This window comes from Pseudomonas sp. GW704-F2 (assembly GCF_059423025.1).
The window spans coordinates 43690-60376 of the sequence record NZ_JBWKXO010000013.1 but is presented as its reverse complement, the minus strand read 5'-3'; the positions used below and the strand labels follow the sequence as shown (position 1 = coordinate 60376).

At 62.5% G+C, this 16687-nt stretch carries 17 protein-coding genes and 1 pseudogene; 4 read left to right on the top strand and 14 right to left on the bottom strand.

Features of this window, described 5'->3' with window-relative positions; genetic code table 11:
* Positions 1-8: 8 nt before the first annotated feature.
* The gene (locus tag AC07W0_RS13445) at positions 9-1592 is read right to left on the bottom strand and encodes a L,D-transpeptidase family protein (RefSeq protein WP_017846516.1); all 1584 of its coding nucleotides are present in this window, start codon (positions 1590-1592) and stop codon (positions 9-11) included.
* A 38-nt stretch (positions 1593-1630) separates the two neighbouring features.
* Between AC07W0_RS13445 and AC07W0_RS13440 the strand changes: the two genes are divergently transcribed.
* Together AC07W0_RS13440 and AC07W0_RS13435 are read left to right on the top strand one after the other, a co-directional pair.
* Positions 1631-2344, top strand: a complete 714-nt coding sequence (locus AC07W0_RS13440) for a murein L,D-transpeptidase catalytic domain family protein (protein ID WP_017846517.1) — start codon at positions 1631-1633, stop codon at positions 2342-2344.
* 29 nt (positions 2345-2373) lie between these two features.
* Positions 2374-3120 (top strand): creatininase family protein, encoded by a 747-nt coding sequence (locus AC07W0_RS13435; protein ID WP_017846518.1) that lies wholly within the window; start codon positions 2374-2376, stop codon positions 3118-3120.
* Between the two features lie 39 nt (positions 3121-3159).
* On the opposite strand, the gene AC07W0_RS13430 is transcribed toward AC07W0_RS13435, so the two are convergent.
* Both AC07W0_RS13430 and AC07W0_RS13425 read right to left on the bottom strand, forming a co-directional pair.
* Positions 3160-3501, bottom strand: coding sequence for a hypothetical protein (locus tag AC07W0_RS13430; RefSeq protein ID WP_046383680.1), 342 nt, complete (start codon positions 3499-3501; stop codon positions 3160-3162).
* Positions 3502-3535: 34 nt separating this feature from the next.
* Positions 3536-4180, bottom strand: coding sequence for a hypothetical protein (locus tag AC07W0_RS13425; RefSeq protein ID WP_026139963.1), 645 nt, complete (start codon positions 4178-4180; stop codon positions 3536-3538).
* A gap of 132 nt (positions 4181-4312) precedes the next feature.
* On the opposite strand from AC07W0_RS13425, the gene AC07W0_RS13420 reads away from it, so the two are divergent.
* A complete protein-coding gene (locus AC07W0_RS13420; RefSeq protein ID WP_017846521.1) occupies positions 4313-4579 on the top strand; it encodes a hypothetical protein in 267 nt (88 codons plus the stop codon).
* Here AC07W0_RS13420 and yfcF read toward each other — a convergent pair.
* Both yfcF and AC07W0_RS13410 read right to left on the bottom strand, forming a co-directional pair.
* A complete protein-coding gene (gene yfcF / locus AC07W0_RS13415) occupies positions 4554-5186 on the bottom strand; it encodes a glutathione transferase (protein WP_102617585.1) in 633 nt (210 codons plus the stop codon). The two genes, AC07W0_RS13420 and yfcF, sit on opposite strands and share 26 nt — an antisense overlap.
* Before the next feature lie 96 nt (positions 5187-5282).
* Complete coding sequence (locus AC07W0_RS13410) at positions 5283-5834, bottom strand: DUF924 family protein (protein ID WP_046484530.1); 552 nt, start codon at positions 5832-5834, stop codon at positions 5283-5285.
* A gap of 119 nt (positions 5835-5953) precedes the next feature.
* On the opposite strand from AC07W0_RS13410, the gene AC07W0_RS13405 reads away from it, so the two are divergent.
* Complete coding sequence (locus AC07W0_RS13405; protein WP_102617586.1) at positions 5954-7108, top strand: acetyltransferase domain-containing protein; 1155 nt, start codon at positions 5954-5956, stop codon at positions 7106-7108.
* 58 nt (positions 7109-7166) lie between these two features.
* Here the strand turns inward: AC07W0_RS13405 and metE are convergent, their stop codons facing one another.
* The 9 genes and pseudogenes from metE to AC07W0_RS13360 form a co-directional block, all read right to left on the bottom strand.
* Positions 7167-9455 (bottom strand): 5-methyltetrahydropteroyltriglutamate--homocysteine S-methyltransferase, encoded by a 2289-nt coding sequence (gene metE / locus AC07W0_RS13400; RefSeq protein ID WP_017846525.1) that lies wholly within the window; start codon positions 9453-9455, stop codon positions 7167-7169.
* Positions 9456-9594: 139 nt separating this feature from the next.
* Positions 9595-9681, bottom strand: a pseudogene (locus tag AC07W0_RS13395) (outer membrane lipoprotein carrier protein LolA); the annotation flags it as partial.
* Positions 9682-9699: 18 nt separating this feature from the next.
* Positions 9700-11019 (bottom strand): OprD family porin, encoded by a 1320-nt coding sequence (locus tag AC07W0_RS13390; RefSeq protein ID WP_046383684.1) that lies wholly within the window; start codon positions 11017-11019, stop codon positions 9700-9702.
* A gap of 138 nt (positions 11020-11157) precedes the next feature.
* Positions 11158-11991 carry a phosphodiesterase gene (locus AC07W0_RS13385; protein WP_017846527.1) on the bottom strand — a complete coding sequence of 278 codons (834 nt, stop codon included), beginning with the start codon at positions 11989-11991 and terminating at the stop codon, positions 11158-11160.
* Between the two features lie 10 nt (positions 11992-12001).
* Positions 12002-13033, bottom strand: a complete 1032-nt coding sequence (locus AC07W0_RS13380) for an ABC transporter ATP-binding protein (protein ID WP_057004682.1) — start codon at positions 13031-13033, stop codon at positions 12002-12004.
* Positions 13030-13824 carry an ABC transporter permease gene (locus AC07W0_RS13375; RefSeq protein WP_017846529.1) on the bottom strand — a complete coding sequence of 265 codons (795 nt, stop codon included), beginning with the start codon at positions 13822-13824 and terminating at the stop codon, positions 13030-13032. The genes AC07W0_RS13380 and AC07W0_RS13375 overlap by 4 nt, the downstream gene beginning before the upstream one ends.
* The gene (locus tag AC07W0_RS13370) at positions 13821-14639 is read right to left on the bottom strand and encodes an ABC transporter permease (protein ID WP_017846530.1); all 819 of its coding nucleotides are present in this window, start codon (positions 14637-14639) and stop codon (positions 13821-13823) included. The genes AC07W0_RS13375 and AC07W0_RS13370 overlap by 4 nt, the downstream gene beginning before the upstream one ends.
* Positions 14640-15644: an ABC transporter substrate-binding protein gene (locus tag AC07W0_RS13365; RefSeq protein ID WP_046484480.1), complete on the bottom strand. Its 1005-nt coding sequence runs from the start codon at positions 15642-15644 to the stop codon at positions 14640-14642. It abuts the gene before it with no gap.
* Positions 15628-16647, bottom strand: a complete 1020-nt coding sequence (locus AC07W0_RS13360) for a LacI family DNA-binding transcriptional regulator (RefSeq protein ID WP_102617587.1) — start codon at positions 16645-16647, stop codon at positions 15628-15630. Before AC07W0_RS13360 ends, AC07W0_RS13365 begins: the two co-directional genes overlap by 17 nt.
* Positions 16648-16687 lie beyond the last annotated feature (40 nt).

The following is a 16687-nucleotide window of genomic DNA, read 5'->3' as shown; positions in this document are numbered from 1 at the left end:
GTGACAAATCAGAGCACGCTCCCCATGGCTTTCATCAACACGGGGTCGCGCCCGTAGATATCGGGCGCATACACCAACTCGCCCTGGCGATCCACTTCCACGGTCCAGTACCCGAGCAACACCGGCACCGGCGTCGCCAGGCGGAATTCATGGGTCACGCCGGTGGCCAGCAATTCATCGGTGCGAACGCGCTCCGCCGGGCTCACCAGCAGGTCGCGCAGCAACAACGGTTGTTCGACCCGCACACAACCCGAGCTGAACGCACGCGGGCCTTTGGTGAACAGCGGTTGGCTGGGCGTGTCGTGCAGGTACACCGAGTACGGGTTGGGGAAACGCAGCACGATCTTGCCCAGCGGGTTGCGCGGGCCGGCTCCCTGGCGCAGCAGGATGTTGCCGGGGCGGGCCCAGTCAATGTGTTCGGGGGCCAGCGGGCGCCCCTCGGGGTCGAGCACTTGCAGGTTCTGCTGGCGCAGGTATTCGGGGTTGAGGCGGATGGCCGGGAGTTTGTCCTCGCGCATGATGGTGGGCGGCACGGTCCAGGTCGGGTTGAGGGTCAACCGGTTGATGCGTGATTTGAGCAGCGGTGTCTGGCGTTCGGCGCGGCCGACCTGCAAGCGGGTTTGCCACACCGGGATGCCACTCTGATAGACACTCAATTGCGCGGCGGCGACGTTGACCACCACGCCTTCGGGCTCCAGGTCCTGGCTCAGCCAGCGGAAGCGCTCCAGGTTGATGCGCAACTGCTCGCGGCGCACCGCCGGGCTGATGTTGAGTTCGGCCACCGTGCCGGCGCCGATCACGCCGTCGGATTGCAATGAGTGACCGACCTGGAAGGCCTTGACCGCCTTGACCAGTTCGTCGCGGTACTGCTTGCCGTTGTCCTTGGGTTCGCTGGCGAGATAACCACCACGGTAGAGGCGCCGCGCCAGTTCCGGCACGCGCGGGTCTTCCATGCCGGGGCGCAACAGCGGCCCGCCGGCGACCGCGTCCCAATGCGGTAATGGCTGCTTACGCAACGTGGAATAGACGTTGCGCAGGCTGCGGTATAAATCCGTGCTGGGCCGGGCCTGGTCGAAGGCTTGCGCCATGTCGTGCAGCCCGGTGGCGGCGAAGGCCAGCACCTCGGTATCCAGGTCGCGGGTGGGCGGCTGGAAATGCCACAGCGGTTCGAAGCGCGATTGCTGCAGGCGCCCGTAATGCAAATCCTGCAGGGCTTGCAGGTACTGTTCGCTGCTGCCGATATCGCTGCACAGCACGTTGTCCGTGGCGTTCGCCGGGGGCAGGCTATAGTGGGTGGGGTCCAGGCCGTCGTCGGCCAGCATCAGCAACTGCGCTTGCAGTGCCTGGCGGCGTTCGGCGACCCACAGCGGCACATCGCCCTGCTGCCGATAGAACGCCTGCAGACGCGCCAATGTCGCCGCGTCGATGCGCGACGCAAGGCTGGGGCACACGCTGGGCAACTGCGCGAGGGCCTGTTGGACCGGGCTGGCTGGAATCACCGGTAACGTGCCCATCGGTACTTCGTCGGCTGTAGCGACCAGCGGTGCAACGAGCAAGCAAATGCTCAAGTAACATGCGTGTTTTTTGAACAATAGCTTTGCTCCAATCCACAGTGGGGGATGTACTGTAGATGCTGACTTTTATGTGCCGCCTCGGCCTGATGACCTTGACCGTGGCTACGCTGAGCACCGTTGTGCTCGCCGCCGACGGCAACCCTGTTTCCTTGTATAGCAGCCTGGCGCGCTCGGCTCCAGAACTCAATCCCACTGTACTCAAAAGCGCGCTGAACGCGGTGCAGTGCGCGGTCAATAATGGTGAAGAGCGTTCCGAGCGCCTGGCCGTGATTGACTATTCCCAGCCTTCGACCGCTCGTCGGCTATGGATTTTCGATTTGCGCAAAAAGACCCTGGTGCTGCGCGACCTGGTGGCCCACGGGGCGAAGTCCGGGGAAAACTTCGCCACCCAGTTCTCCAATCGTGAAGGCAGCCACCAGTCCAGCCTGGGCCTGTTCCGTACCCAGGAAAGTTACCTGGGCACCCATGGCTATTCGTTGCGCATGGACGGCCTGGAGCCGGGCTTCAATGATCAGGCGCGCGACCGTGCCCTGGTGATTCACGCCGCCGACTACGTCAACCCGTTGTGGAGCAAGCGCGAAGGCCGCATCGGCCGCAGCCAGGGTTGCCCGGCGGTGCGTCCGCAGGTGGCGCGCCAGGTGGTGGACAAACTCAAGGATGGGCAGTTCATGTTCTCGTGGTACCCGGACCAGCGCTGGTTGAAGTCTTCGACCTACCTCAACTGCAAACCCCAACAGGTGGCGAGTAGTCGTACAATCCGTGGCGGTTAGCCTGTCCCCACCGATAAAGAGAGCGTCGCATGCTTCTACATAAGTCCACCTGGATCGAGATCGGGCAGTTTCTGGAGCGCAGCCGCACGGTGGTGATCCCGATCGGCTCGAATGAGCAACACGGCCCCACCGGCCTGCTGGGCACCGACTGGATGTGCCCGGAAATCATCGCCCACCAAGCGCAGCTACACGCAGACATCCTGATCGGCCCGACCTTCAATATCGGCATGGCCCAGCACCACCTGGGTTTTCCCGGCACCATTTCGCTGCGCCCTTCCACCTTTATTGCCGCGATTGGCGACTGGGTGCGTTCGCTGGCCGGGCATGGTTTCGAGAAGATCCTGTTTCTCAATGGCCATGGCGGCAACATCGCCACGATCGAAGCGGCGTTTTCCGAGCTGTATGCCGCCGCCAGCTTCGCCCGCCAACCGGCCGGGTTTGCGCTGAAGCTGGTGAACTGGTGGGATCTGGAAGGCGTCAACGAGCTGGCTCACCGGCAGTTCCCGGTCGGCCACGGCAGCCATGCCACGCCGTCGGAAATTGCCGTGACGCAATGGGCTTATCCGGAGTCGATCAAGTCTGCCGATTATTCGCCGCAGATCGCCAACACCGGACCGATCCGTGAAGCGTTGGACTTCCGCGCGCGCTTCCCCGACGGGCGCATGGGCTCGGACCCGGCCCTGGCGACCGTGGAGAAAGGCGCTGAATTGGTGGCATTGGCGGCTCAAGGGTTGGTCAAGGTTGTCGACAGCTTCAGCCACGAAGCAACCCCTTGAGCCAACCCTCGCGCCCACCGAGTTAGGGGTGGCCTGCGGTTACTTGCACTCTTGCGCCGTCAATTCCAGGCGCGACGGCGTGATGGTCGACGCGAGCGGCTTGCGCTCATACAGGAACACCTTGGTGCCGTCCTGGCTCTTGTAGGCCTCCAGTACATCATCGGCGGCAACCTTGCTGGTCAACACCACCTTGGCGTGGCGCGAATTCTGCGTCACGGTCGAGGTGAGGTTGTGTTTTTCAAGCTTGGGCAACACGCATTGCATATAACCTTCGGGGGTCTTGGCGGTATGCAGGGTCAATGTCGGCGCATTCGGAGCGGAAACACAACCGGCCAGTAACAAAGAAGCGACAGCCAGGGCCGGGGCAAAAAAAGAGCGCATAGAAATCCTGAATATATAAAAGGAAAAGTTCACATCAACCCGCTCGGACTAATGCCTTGAGCGACGCATCAAATTGTTTCAAGGCATCGAGCTGTACATCGCGCTGCTGCTCGATCTGCGCGGCAATCTCCGGGGCCGCCTTGTCATGCGTCCACACCGACGGCACTTGCTTATGCACCGAGCCTTCGGCCTTGGCGATGTACTGCAGGTCCGCGTCATAGAAGCGCGCGATAAAATGCGCTTCGACCAGGTCGTTACGCGGGGTCAACAGTTGGTTATGGGTGTCGAGCATCACCACCACATCGGGGTGAGCCTGCACGAGCGCATCCAGCGTGTCGTAAACGGTCACCGACAAAAACGTGCCTTGCAACGAATTCATCAACCAGTCAATCGCCAACTCCGGGTCGGAACTGTTGACGAACGCCGCCCGGATGCGCCCATCAAGGGCATCTCTGGCGCCATTTAAGGCTGTGGCGTGGTAGCGTTCAAGGTAGCTGAGGTTGTCGACCGTGTTTTCGCTGTACAGCACCCCCACTGACTGCTCGTGCCGCAGCGAGTCTACGCTAGCGCCGAGTGACAGCAAATGGCCTGCACGCAGTTCATCGGCGATTACCGGGTTGATCATGACCACAGTGCTCATCATCAGGGTCATTAAAGCCAGTTGAATAAACGTCCTCATCGCGCGATTTCCTTGAACTGCGTCTTGATGGGGAGATTTTCCGCCTTTGTGGAAAAAACAGAACTTGCAATCTCTGATGCTGACTATTATCTGAATCAATAGTGCTTACATAAAATCTATAAGGACCACGCTATGAAACCCCACCAGAAAACCTTCGACCGCATCCGCGAAGCCGTATTGCCGGATTTTCGCGATCGGGTCGCCGATTACCTGGTTGTCTATGAAGATGTGCTGCTGGACGAGGCCGCCGACCCGGACCAGGCCTACGCCATCGCCCAGCAATTGCTCGGTTACCTGCGCGGTTTGAACACCACCCGCGTGCTGGGCATGGCGGACTGGGAAGAGCTGGACCGACGCGTCGCGCAGGAATGGCCTAAAGCGCGGGCCTTGGCAGATTGACCCATTCCTGCACCGATGGCCGCTGCCATTGGCGCTGCGCATAGCTCACCAAGTCGGCCGGCACAGGGTCGCCGTTGAGGATCAGGCGGTTGAGCATCACCGCCAGGTCCACATCGGCAATTGACCACTCCCCGAACAAGTACGCCGGATTCCCCGCCAACAGCACCTGCGCCGCACCGATCAAGCGATGGGCGGCAGCTTCGGCCAATGGCGACAACGGCGGCATCTTCTGCCCATAGAACACCACCAACGTCGAACGCTCCTGGCGAATCGGCAGCAAATCGCTGCGCAACCACGCCTGGACCTGCCGCGCCCGCGCCCGCTGCTTCGGGTCGGCCGGGTACACCGCCGTTCCGGGGTAGGCCTCGTCGAGGTATTCGCTGATCGCCGAGGACTCCGACAGGGAGAAATCGCCGTCCACCAGCGTCGGCACGCGTTGGGTCACGGACAGTTGGGCAAAGCCCGCCGTCTGGTGTTGCGCGGCGTCGAGGTCGAGGGGCACGGTGTCGAACGCCAGGCCTTTTTCGCGCAGGGTGACGAACACCGACATCGCGTAGGGGCTGGTGAACAGCGAATCAACGTAGAGGCGCAGCGCAGCTTGGTTCATGGTGGATCTCCTTGAGTGAAACCCCACGCTACGAGATCGGCGGCGATAAAGACAATGCGCAGTTTTTATGGGGGCATTCCCCGGCGGAATAGCGCCTCAACCGGCAAACCCGCCCTGCTCCAGAAACGCCCGTTCCGCCTCCGTGGTCGTCCTGGCCAGCACCTCATTGCGGTGGGGAAAGCGCCCGAACCGTTCGATGATCCGCGCGTGTTCCTTGGCCCAACGGTAAGTGTTGGCATCCAACTGCTGGTTGAGGAGCAGGGAGCGTTGCTGGTCTTGCGCGTCTTCGGAATGCTCAAACGGCAGATAGCAAAACGCACGCAATGCCGGTTCGACCAATTGATCCAGCCCAGCATCCACCATGCGCCGCGCATACAAGCGCGCCAACGGGTCCGTGGCAAACATATGCGCCGTGCCGCGAAACGCGTTGCGCGGGTACTGATCGAGCAGGATCAGCAAGGCCAGCGCACCTTGCGCCGAGTCCAGCCAGCCCTCCAGCTCACGCCGCGCCGCTTGCAAATGGGTGGTGTGGAAGGTGTCGCGAAACGCCGCGTCGAACGCTGCGTCCTTGGCGAACCAACGCTTGGGGCCGGCCTGCGTCCAGAAATCGACGACGGCGTGCGGGGTGTCGTTGTGTGGTTTGCTCATGATCAGCCTCTCCCGATGCCAGACGCGAACCTGTTCGCTCTCGATGACTTCGCGCAGCGGCGCGCGCATACGTTATAGGATAACATTCGTTTTCCATCCTGCCCTTGTGATCCACGCCCATGACCGACGCTGCTCCCGTGCGCCAACGCCTGCTTTCCATCGACGCCCTGCGCGGCCTGGTGATCCTGTTCATGCTGCTGGACCATGTGCGCGAAACCTTCCTGCTGCACCGTCAGGTCAGCGACCCGATGAGCCTCGACAGCACCGAGCCCGCGCTGTTTATCAGCCGTACCCTCGCCCACCTGTGTGCGCCGGTGTTTGTGTTGCTCACCGGGCTGTCCGCCTGGTTGTACGGGCAAAAATACCAGGGCCGTGGCGATGTGTCGGCCTTTCTGTTCAAGCGCGGGCTGTTCTTGATCGTGCTGGAGTTCAGCCTGGTCAACTTTGCCTGGACCTTCCAACTGCCGCCCAGCGTCATCTACCTGCAGGTGATCTGGGCGATTGGCCTGAGCATGATCGCCCTCGCCGCGCTGCTGTGGTTGCCGCGCCCGCTGCTGATCAGCTTGGCACTGGTGATCATGGCCGGGCATAACCTGCTGGACGCGCTGCACTTCGCTCCAGGGACAGCGCTGCAGACTGTGTGGGCGCTCCTGCATGAGCGTAGTTGGGTCGAGGTGTCCGATCACCTGCGATTGCGCATCACGTACCCGGTGTTGCCATGGATCGGTGTGATCGCGCTGGGTTACGGACTGGGCCCATGGTTTGCCACGGCCATGGCGCCTGCCCTGCGCCAGCGTTACCTGTTGCGGGCGGGGCTCGGTGCATTGCTGGGATTCGTGTTGTTGCGGGCGGCCAATGGCTATGGCGAGCAGCCGTGGCACGCGTATGACAGCGGCGTGCTGACGTTGATGAGCTTTTTCAATGTCACCAAGTATCCGCCGTCGCTGTTGTTCCTCGCGTTGACGCTGGGCATTGGCCTGTTATTGCTGCTGGCGCTTGAACGCGTGGGGCAGCGGCGCTGGATCGGCGTGCTCGCGGTATTCGGCGCAGCCCCGATGTTCTTTTATCTGTTGCACCTGTATGTGCTGAAGATGCTCTATGTCGCGTGCGTGGCGCTGTTGGGCCTCAACCATGGCGCCTACTTCGGCTTCGACGGTGTTGGCGCGGTATGGCTGGTCGCGCTGCTCTTGCCGATGGCGCTGTATTGGCCGGTGCGCTGGTTTGCCGGGCTGAAGGCGCGGCGGCGGGATGTGGCGTGGCTTAAATACCTGTGACCTGTCACTGCGCCTGCGGTGAAAGGGCGCAAGCGCCCTCCCACCTTGTCAGGCCGTGTTACGCCAGTTCGGCGCGCAGTTGCCGCGCCGCCGCGACCATATGGATCAGGGCCGCTTCCGTCTCCGGCCAGCCGCGCGTTTTCAAGCCGCAGTCGGGGTTCACCCACAAGCGTTCTGCCGGAATGCGTTTGGCGGCCTTGCGCAGCAGGTTGGCCATTTCCGAGGCGTCCGGCACCCGTGGCGAGTGGATGTCATAGACGCCCGGGCCGATGTCGTTCGGGTAGGCGAAGGCTTCGAACGCGTCCAGCAGTTCCATGTCCGAGCGCGAGGTTTCGATGGTGATCACGTCGGCATCCATCGCCGCGATGGACTCGATCACATCGTTGAACTCGCTGTAGCACATGTGCGTATGGATCTGGGTTTCGTCACGCACGCCGCAGGCGCACAGGCGGAACACTTCGGTGGCCCAGTCCAGATAGTGCTGCCACTGCGCCTGGCGCAACGGCAAGCCTTCACGGAACGCGGCTTCATCGATCTGCACGATCTGGATGCCGGCGGCTTCCAGGTCGACCACTTCGTCACGGATCGCCAGGGCGAGTTGACGCGCCTGCACTTCACGGCTCACGTCTTCACGCGGGAAGGACCACATCAGCATGGTCACCGGGCCGGTCAGCATGCCTTTCATCACCTTGCGGGTGAGGCCTTGGGCGTAGCGGATCCACGCCACGGTCATCGCCTGCGGGCGGCTCAGGTCGCCGAAAATCACCGCCGGTTTCACACAGCGTGAACCGTAGCTCTGCACCCAGCCGAAGCGGGTGAAGGCGTAGCCGTCCAATTGCTCGGCGAAGTACTCGACCATGTCATTGCGCTCGGCTTCACCATGCACCAGTACGTCCAGGCCGAGGTTTTCCTGCACCTCAACGGCGTGACGAATCTCGCTGTGCATCGCCTCGACGTATTCGGCTTCGCTCAACTTGCCTTGTTTGTAGGACTGACGCGCCAGGCGGATCGACGCGGTTTGTGGGAACGAACCGATGGTGGTGGTCGGAAACAGCGGCAACTTGAGACCGGCACGTTGTGTCTCGATGCGCTGGGCAAACGGCGATTGGCGCTGGCTGTCCTGAGCGGTGATTGCCGCCACGCGGGCTTGCACCGCCGGTTTATGAATGCGCGGCGATGCGGCACGGGCCGCCTGTACGGCGCGGCTTTCGGCGAGCGCGGCGAGCACGTTCGGCGCGTCGGGCTGGTCGACGGCCTGGGCCAGCACGGCCACTTCGGCGCACTTCTGTACGGCGAACGCCAGCCAGCTTTTCAACTCGTTATCGAGCTGGTCTTCACGGCCCAGGTCGACCGGGCTGTGCAACAACGAGCAGGACGGCGCCACCCACAGACGCTCGCCCAATTTTTCATGGGCGTGCCGCAAGGTGGCCAGGGCATTGTCCAGGTCGCAACGCCAGACGTTACGCCCGTTGACGACCCCAAGGGACAACACCTTATAGGCCGGCAGGCGGTCGAGAATGGTCGGGTACTGCTCCGGTGCGCGCACCAGGTCGATGTGCAGGCCATCCACCGGCAGGTTGGCGGCCAGGCCGAGGTTTTCTTCCAGGCCACCGAAGTAAGTCGCGACCAGCTTTTTCAGCGGGTCACGCTGGATCAGGTTGTAGGCACGCTCGAAGGCGTTTTTCCAGGCTTGCGGCAGGTCGAGTACCAGAATCGGCTCGTCGATCTGCACCCACTCCACGCCCAGGTCAGCCAGGCGCTGGAAGATCTGGCCGTACAGGGGCAGCAGGCGGTCGAGCAGCTCGAGTTTGTCGAAATCACCGCCCTTGGCCTTGCCCAGCCACAGGTAGGTCAGCGGGCCGATCACCACGGGTTTGACGGTGTGCCCCAGGTCAAGCGCCTCCTTGACCTCGTCGAAGAGCTGGTCCCAGCCGAGGTGGAAGTGCTGGTCGACGCTGAACTCAGGCACCAGGTAATGGTAATTGGTGTCGAACCATTTGGTCATTTCCTGGGCGTGCGCCCCGCCGCAGCAATTGTCACTGACGCCACGCGCCATGCCGAACAAGGTCTGCAAGGTGGCTTTGCCATCGGCCGGGCGAAAACGCTCAGGGATCACACCGAACATCAGCGAATGGGTGAGTACCTGGTCGTACCAGGCAAAATCACCGACGGGCAACAGCTCGATGCCAGCCTGTTTTTGCAAGGCCCAATGCGCCTTGCGTAAATCGCGGCCGACAGCGTGCAGGCCGGCTTCGTCGAGTTCGCCCTTCCAAAACGCTTCCTGCGCTTTTTTCAGTTCACGATCGCGTCCAATGCGCGGAAATCCGAGGGAATGAGCGACTGCCATGACTTACAACTCCACTGTAGGTAGTAATGGCAGCCATTGTCGGCAGATGACGATAGTGAGACAAACTCATTTTATTCCTGATGATCACAAGATTTACTCATGTTAATACCGCGCTCGCGGCGCCTGAACACCTGACCCTTGTAGGAGCGAGCTTGCTCGCGAAAAACCCAAGTGCGCCGCGTACCGTCAGGCAGCCCGCATGATCGTTGGCGTTCTTCGCGAGCAAACTCGCTCCTACAGGCTGTTACATCAATGGAATCGAATAGCTCACGAACAGCCGATTCTGATCCTGGTCCCGCGCGACCTCACTGCGCGACATACCGTTGCGCCAGCCGAACCCGACGTTCTTGAAAGTGCCGCTCTGCACCACATAATCCAACGAGATATCCCGTTCCCACTCGCTGGCGTTGTTCCCGCTGGCGGTGAGGATATGGTCGCCTTTCAAATACATCATCGACGCCTTCAAGCCCGGCACGCCCAACGCCGCGAAGTCATAGGCGTACTGCGCAAAGGCCGTGCGTTCGCCGGCCTGGATAAAGGTTTGCACCGTCCGGTCGGTGTAGAGGTACAGGCTGGAGCCGCCCTCCCCTTTGTTCACCAGGCCGCCCTGGTTGAGTTGGGCAAAGTTGCTGTCATCGGACACTTGCTGGTAACCGGCGGTAATCGCGTGAGACCCCAGGGAGTAGATGAAGGCCGCACTCCAGGTGTTGTTGTCGATTTCACCGCTGCCGTTTTTGGTATAGCCGCTGAACTTGTAGCCTTCGGCGCGCCCGGCGGCGCTGCTGTTTTTGCCGTCGGAGGTGGTCTTGAAGTAACGCAGGTCGGTTTTCAACGAACCGTAGTCGCCCAGCGGCAATACATGAATCAAGCCGGCAAAGTGTTGTTGGTAATAGTCTTCGAGGTTGGCGTAGTAGTACTGGACCATCAGGTCCTTGGTCAGTTGGTAGTCGGCACCGGCGTAGGTGAATTTATTGCTTTCCTGGGTGCCGCCCGCCGCCGCCAGGCCGCTGCGGTCGCTGGAGCCGCGCCCGGTGGTGTGTTGAAGCTGACCGCCGATCAGGGTCAGGTTGTCGATGTCTTTGCTGGTGACCTGCCCGCCTTCGAACGATTGCGGCAACAGGCGGCCATCGTTGCTCACCAGGATCGGCAGGTTCGGGCGCAGGTAGCCGTAGCGCGCTTCAGTCTTGGCGAAGCGTGCCTTGGCGGTGGCGCCGCCGCGAGCCCAGTTGTCCACGGCCTTGCCGTCGTCGGTAGGGATCATCGAGCTGCCCACATGGCGCCCGGCGCTGCTGTCGAGGGTCATGCCGAGCATGCCGACCGCGTCCAGGCCAAAGCCAACGGTGCCGTCGGTGAAGCCCGATTGGTAATTGAGTATGAACGCCTGGCCCCACTCTTCAGTCTTCGACGGTGCGGCGCTGCCGTCACGGTTGTCGTTGTTGAAGTAGAAGTTGCGCATGCTCAAGTTGGCTTTGCTGTCGCTCAAGAAATCGGCCGACGCCAGGGGGCTCAGGGCGATGCCCAGGCTGCCGGTCAATAGGCTTAATACATTCAAAGTAGCTTTCATCAGGACGAACTCCGGCGCGGAATCCAAGTTCCGGGCGCTAAAAATGGACAGCAGGAAGCACACGGCCACACATGAGTTGGCCGTTGCGTTAACTAACGTTCAGTTACTTGGTTGGGTGAAGTGAACCTCCGTAGAACCTCAGTCAATCAATCCATGAGCGTCATAAAACGGATATGGCCCCGGGTAGTCCCCGAATACGCCGTTGTGGCTGACCAACCCCTGTTGCGCATCCCAGCGATGCAACAAGTAACCCGCCGGTTCCAGGTTGAAATGCGCCGGCGCGGCGTCTTGCAGGTCCAGCACGATCTGATGCGACGTGCCAGGGCATACACAGCTCAAACTGCCGCCGAAACGCCGCTGCATCGACCGGTGCAAATGCCCGCACAGCAAGCGTTCCACCTGCGGGTGGCGCGCCACGACGGTTTCGAGGGCGGCGGCATTGATAAAGTGCTCGCGGTCCATATGGCCGATGCCGCTGATAAACGGCGGGTGATGCAGGATCAGCACGGTCGGCACTTGCGGACGCAGTGCCAACTGTTGGTCGAGCCACTGCAACTGGCTGTCCAGCAGTTGGCCGCCATGGCCGCCGGGGATGGTGGAATCGAGGCCGATCAGGCGCAGGGGGTGGGCGTCGACCACCCAATCCAACGGGCCCGCCGCCGAACTCGGCAAGTAGGTGTGATCGCGGAACGCATCCAGCAACGGCCCGCGCGTGTCATGGTTGCCGGGCACCAGGTAGCAAGGCATGTGCAGGCGCGCCAGTTCAGGGTGCAGCACGGCGTATTCATCGGCGCGGCCGAAGTCCACCAGGTCGCCGCTGATCACCACGATATCGGGACGCGGGTGGCTGGCGTTCAGATGGTCGACGGCACGGCGCAACGCGCCCAAGGTGTCGACCACGCCGTAAGTCAGGCGCTGGCCGGCTTTAAGGTGCAGATCGCTGATCTGCGCAACAAGAAACGGACGGTTCACAAGGCAACTCTCACGCATTCAGGGTGAACAACATGTGCGGCGCGATGGCCAAGGCAATCGGCGCGCCGACGGCGTACAGCTGGTTGTCGCTGCTGTCGACCAGCAACGGTTGCGGGCCGCCCACATCCACCAGCAGGCGGCTTTGCGCGCCCTGGAAAAACTGCGCCAGCAGATGGCCGTGCAGATGCCCTTCGTGTTCCATCACCCGCAAGTGTTCGGGGCGGCAGTACACGGTGCCGGGCAACTGCGCTGCATGCCACGGCAATTCGCCGCCGCAGACTTTCAAACCATGGGGCGACGGCTCAATGACCTGGAAGGCATTCAGGTTGCCGACAAAGCCTGCGACGAAGGCGTTGGCCGGTTTCTGGTAGATGTCCCGCGGGCTGGCCAGTTGCGCGACGCGGCCGTGTTCCATCACCAGGATGCGATCCCCCAGGGCCATGGCTTCGCCCTGGTCGTGGGTGACAAACACCGAGGTGATACCGAGGCCGCGCAACAGTTGGTTCAACTCACTGCGCAGGCGCTCACGCAATTGCGCATCGAGGGCGGCCAGGGGTTCGTCCAGCAACAGCACCTTGGGGCGCGGCGCCAACGCACGGGCCAAGGCCACGCGCTGGCGTTGCCCACCCGACAGTTCATGAATGCTGCGCTTGCCGTGGTGTTGCAAACCGACCAGTTCCAGCAGTTCCTCGCAGCGCTTGTTGCGCTCCGCTGGCGACACGCCGCGAATCTTCAGGCCATAGACGATATTCCCGGCCACATCCAGGTTGGGAAACAGCGCATAGTTCTGGAACACCATGCCCACATCGCGGCGCTCGATGGGCAGGCGCGTGACCTCCTGGTCGCCAAAGAACACCTGGCCCACGTCCGGGCGTTCCAGGCCGGCGATCAAGCGCAACGTCGTGGTTTTGCCGCAACCGGACGGGCCGAGGATGGCCAGGGTTTCGCCGCCTTCGACGGTCAGGTCCAAGTCATGCACGGCGACGGTGCCGTCGGCGAACGCCTTGCGGCAACCTTGCAGGCGGATAGTGATAGCGGTCATCGACGCTCTCCACGGGACAAACGAGCACTGATGGCCTGCAACGCAATCAGCAGCGGCACGATCATCAGCAAAAAGATAAGGGTGTAGGCGCTGGCGATTTCCAGGCGCGCCGAGGCGTAGCTGTCGGCCAGGCCCACCGGCAGGGTCTTGGTCATGGGCGTATGCAGCATCCAGGTCAGGTTGAATTCACCCAGCGACAAGGTGACCACCATCAGCACACCGGCGAGAATGCCTGCCCGGCAGTTGGGCACCACCACGCTGAAAAAGCGCTTGATGGGACCTGCCCCCAGGCTCGCCGCCGCTTCCTCCAGCACCGGCAGTTGCTGGCGTTGCATCACCGCCATCACCGGGCGCACCAGGAACGGCAAGGTGAACAGCACATGGCCGACCAAAATGAACAGCCAACTGCTGCGAAACGCGCCGAACTGGCCGTAGGTCAAGAGTAAGGCCAACGCGCTGGCCAGCCCCGGCATCGCCACCGGCAGCACCATAAGTTCCTCGAAGGCGCGACTGAAGCGATTGTTCATGCACACCAGGGCGTAGGCCGCGGGCACGCCGATCACGCAGACGCACACCGCGCAGGCTAGGGCCAGTTGCAGCGACAACCACACCGTCGGCGAATAGGCCTGCCAGACCTGAATCAACCAATCGAAGGTCAGGCCGCTGGACAGGCCCACAAAGAAATTGCGCGTGAGCCCGGCCAGCAACGACATCAACACCGGCACCAACATGAAGGCGCACACCAGCAGGGTAAACAGCAGTTGCATCACGAACAGCGATGAGCGCTTCACAGGACCGTCCCCGCGTTTTTCACCCAGCGCCGGGTGAGCAGCAACACTGCCCAGGTCAGCGCGCCCAACACCACGGAAAGCGCCGCGGCGACGGCAAAGTTGGCGTAGTTGGTGAACACGTTGTAGATCGCCACCGGGGTCACGTTCAGCCGCGTGCCCAAGGTGAACGCCGTACCGAAGGCGCCCATGGACGTGGCAAAGCAGATCGCCCCGCAGGACGCCAACGCCGGTGCCAGGCCCGGCACGATCACATCGCACACCACGCGCCAATGCCCTGCGCCCAACGAGTGCGCGGCTTCTTCCAGGCTGCGGTCGAGGCTTTCGCAGGCGGCCATCACCGTGAGGATCACCCGTGGGATCGAGAAGTACAGATAGCCGATAAACAACCCGGCCAGCGAGTAAGCGAAGATCCAGCGCTCACCGGCCAACTGCAGGCCCAGGGACGCCAGCAGGCCCTGGCGCCCGGCCAACAGGATCACCAAAAAGCCCACCACGACACCCGGGAATGCCAACGGAAACGTCAGCAACGCAACCAGCGCCGAACGCCCGAAAAACTGCTGGCGCGCCAGGAATACACCGCTGATGCCGCCGATCAGTAACGCCACGAGTGTGACGAACACCGCAAGCGCACAGGTTTGCGCCAGGCTGCCTAGATACTGCGCGCTGCTGAGGACCTGCCAGTAACCGCTGCCGTTGCTGTCGCGGCTCTCGGCGCCGAGCACCATCAGGTGCGCCAGCGGCAACAGCCAGAACGCGAGCAGCACCGCAAAGGCCGGGGCCAGGGCCCAGGCGGTATGTCTTGCCGATGCGGCCACTTACTTGACCTCGTTCAGGTAACGAGCGGCAAAGGCTTCCTGCACGGCGGCCATTTTCTGGTAGTCCACCACGCCGGCGCGGGCGTAATCGCTGTCGGGCAGGAACTGCGCGGCGACTTCGGTCGGCATCTGCACCGGGCGTATCGGGCGCAGGTAAGCCTTCGCCCACAGCGCCTGGCCGGCATCGGACAGCACGAAATCCAGCACTTTTTCGCCATTGGCGCGGTGCGGTGCGTTGGCCACCAGGCTCATCACGTAGGGCACGCTGATGCTGCCTTCCTGGGGAATCACGAACGCGACGTTGGCGTTGTCTTTGTAGCGTGCGCGGTAGGCGTTGAAGTCGTAGTCCACCAGGATCGGCAACTCACCGGACAACACCCGCGCATAGGCGGTTTGCTTGGGCACGATGGGGGCGTTTTTCGCCAGTTTCTGGAAGTAGTCGATGGCCGGGGCGAAGTTGTCCAGGTCGCCGCCCAGGGCGCGGTTGATTGCCACCGCCGACACGTAGCCGACGAAAGCGCTGGACGGGTCGAGGTAGCCGACCATGCCTTTGTATTCAGGCTTGAGCAGGTCGGCCCAGCTTTGCGGCACCGGCAAGCCACCCAGCGCATCGACGTTGACCATGATGCCCAAGGTGCCGGAGTGGATCGCGAACCAGTGGCCGGTCGGGTCTTTCAAGCCGGCGGGAATCTGCTCCCAGCCTTTGGGTTTGTAGCCATCGACCACCTCGGCCTTTTGCGCCTGCAGGCCGAAGGTCACGCCGTAATACACCACGTCGGCCACCGGAGCGGCTTTCTCCGCCACCAACTGCGCCAGGGACTGGCCGGAGTTCTTGTTGTCCAGCGGCACCTGCACGCCAGTGCTGGCGGCGATGGCCTTGAGCTGGGTGCCCCAGTCGGCCCAGTCCGGCGGGCAGTTGTAGCAAATCGCCGTGTCGGCGGCCTGGGCCAGGCTGGCCATGCCGCACAGCAGCACGGCGGCCAGGGTTTTACTGAATACGCGCATCAAGGGTCTCCTCATGGGGTTGAGTGCTTTCACCCGGCCGGATATGGCAAGGCAGGCAATGGGAAATCGGGGCGTTGCCGGCGATCTGCGCCAGCAACTGGTCAATCACGGTGCTGGCAAGCAAGGCGATGGGCTGCACCACGCTGCACAGCGTCGGGTGCATCTGGGTGCCGAGGGCGATGCCGTCGAAGCCCATCACTGACAGTTGCTCGGGTACGTTCCAGGCGTTGCGGCGCAGCTCGGCGATCAGGCTGATCGCCAGGAAGTCGTTGGAACACACCAGCGCGGTCGGTGCATCAGGGCCGTTGAGAAACGGTGCAATGACGGCGAACTCGGCCTGGGTGTGGGCCGGCATTTCGATCACCGCGCGAGGTTGGAGGCCATGCTCTTTCATCCCATCGCAATAACCGGCGTAACGCAGACGTGCGCGGTCGGACTGCAACGCGGGGCCGGCGACCATGCTGATGCGCCGGTGCCCCGCTTCGAGCAAATAGCGCGTCGCCAGGGCCATACCGGCGCGGTTGTCGACGGACACGGCGCTGTAGTCGGGGTTGCTGGGTTGGTGGTAGGCCAGCACGAACGGCGTCTGCTCGGTGGCCAGGCTGTGCAGCACGCTGTTGCTTTCGGCATCCGTCACCGTCAGCACCAGACCGTCGACGCGCTGGCGCAGCAACTCTTCCACCACAATGCTTTCGCGCTCGCTGTTGTAGTCGGTGGTTGCCAGCAACAGGCTATAGCCGCGCAAACGGGCCGCCCGCTCCATGGCCTGCAATTGCTCGGCGAAGACCGGGTTGAGCAGGTTGGGCACCACCACGCCGATCAGGTTGGTGGTTTGCAGGCGCAGTTGGCGGCCGAGCAAGTTAGGCCGAAAACCCAGCTCGCGGGCAGCGGCGAACACCTGTTCGCGGGTCGCCGGGCGTACTTGGTCGGGAGAGGCAAAGGTGCGGGCAGCGGTGGCACGGGAGACCCCGGCCAGCCGTGCAACGTCTTTCAAATCAGTCATGGTCACTCGCTTGAGATCGATCTCATTGGCGAGGACATTA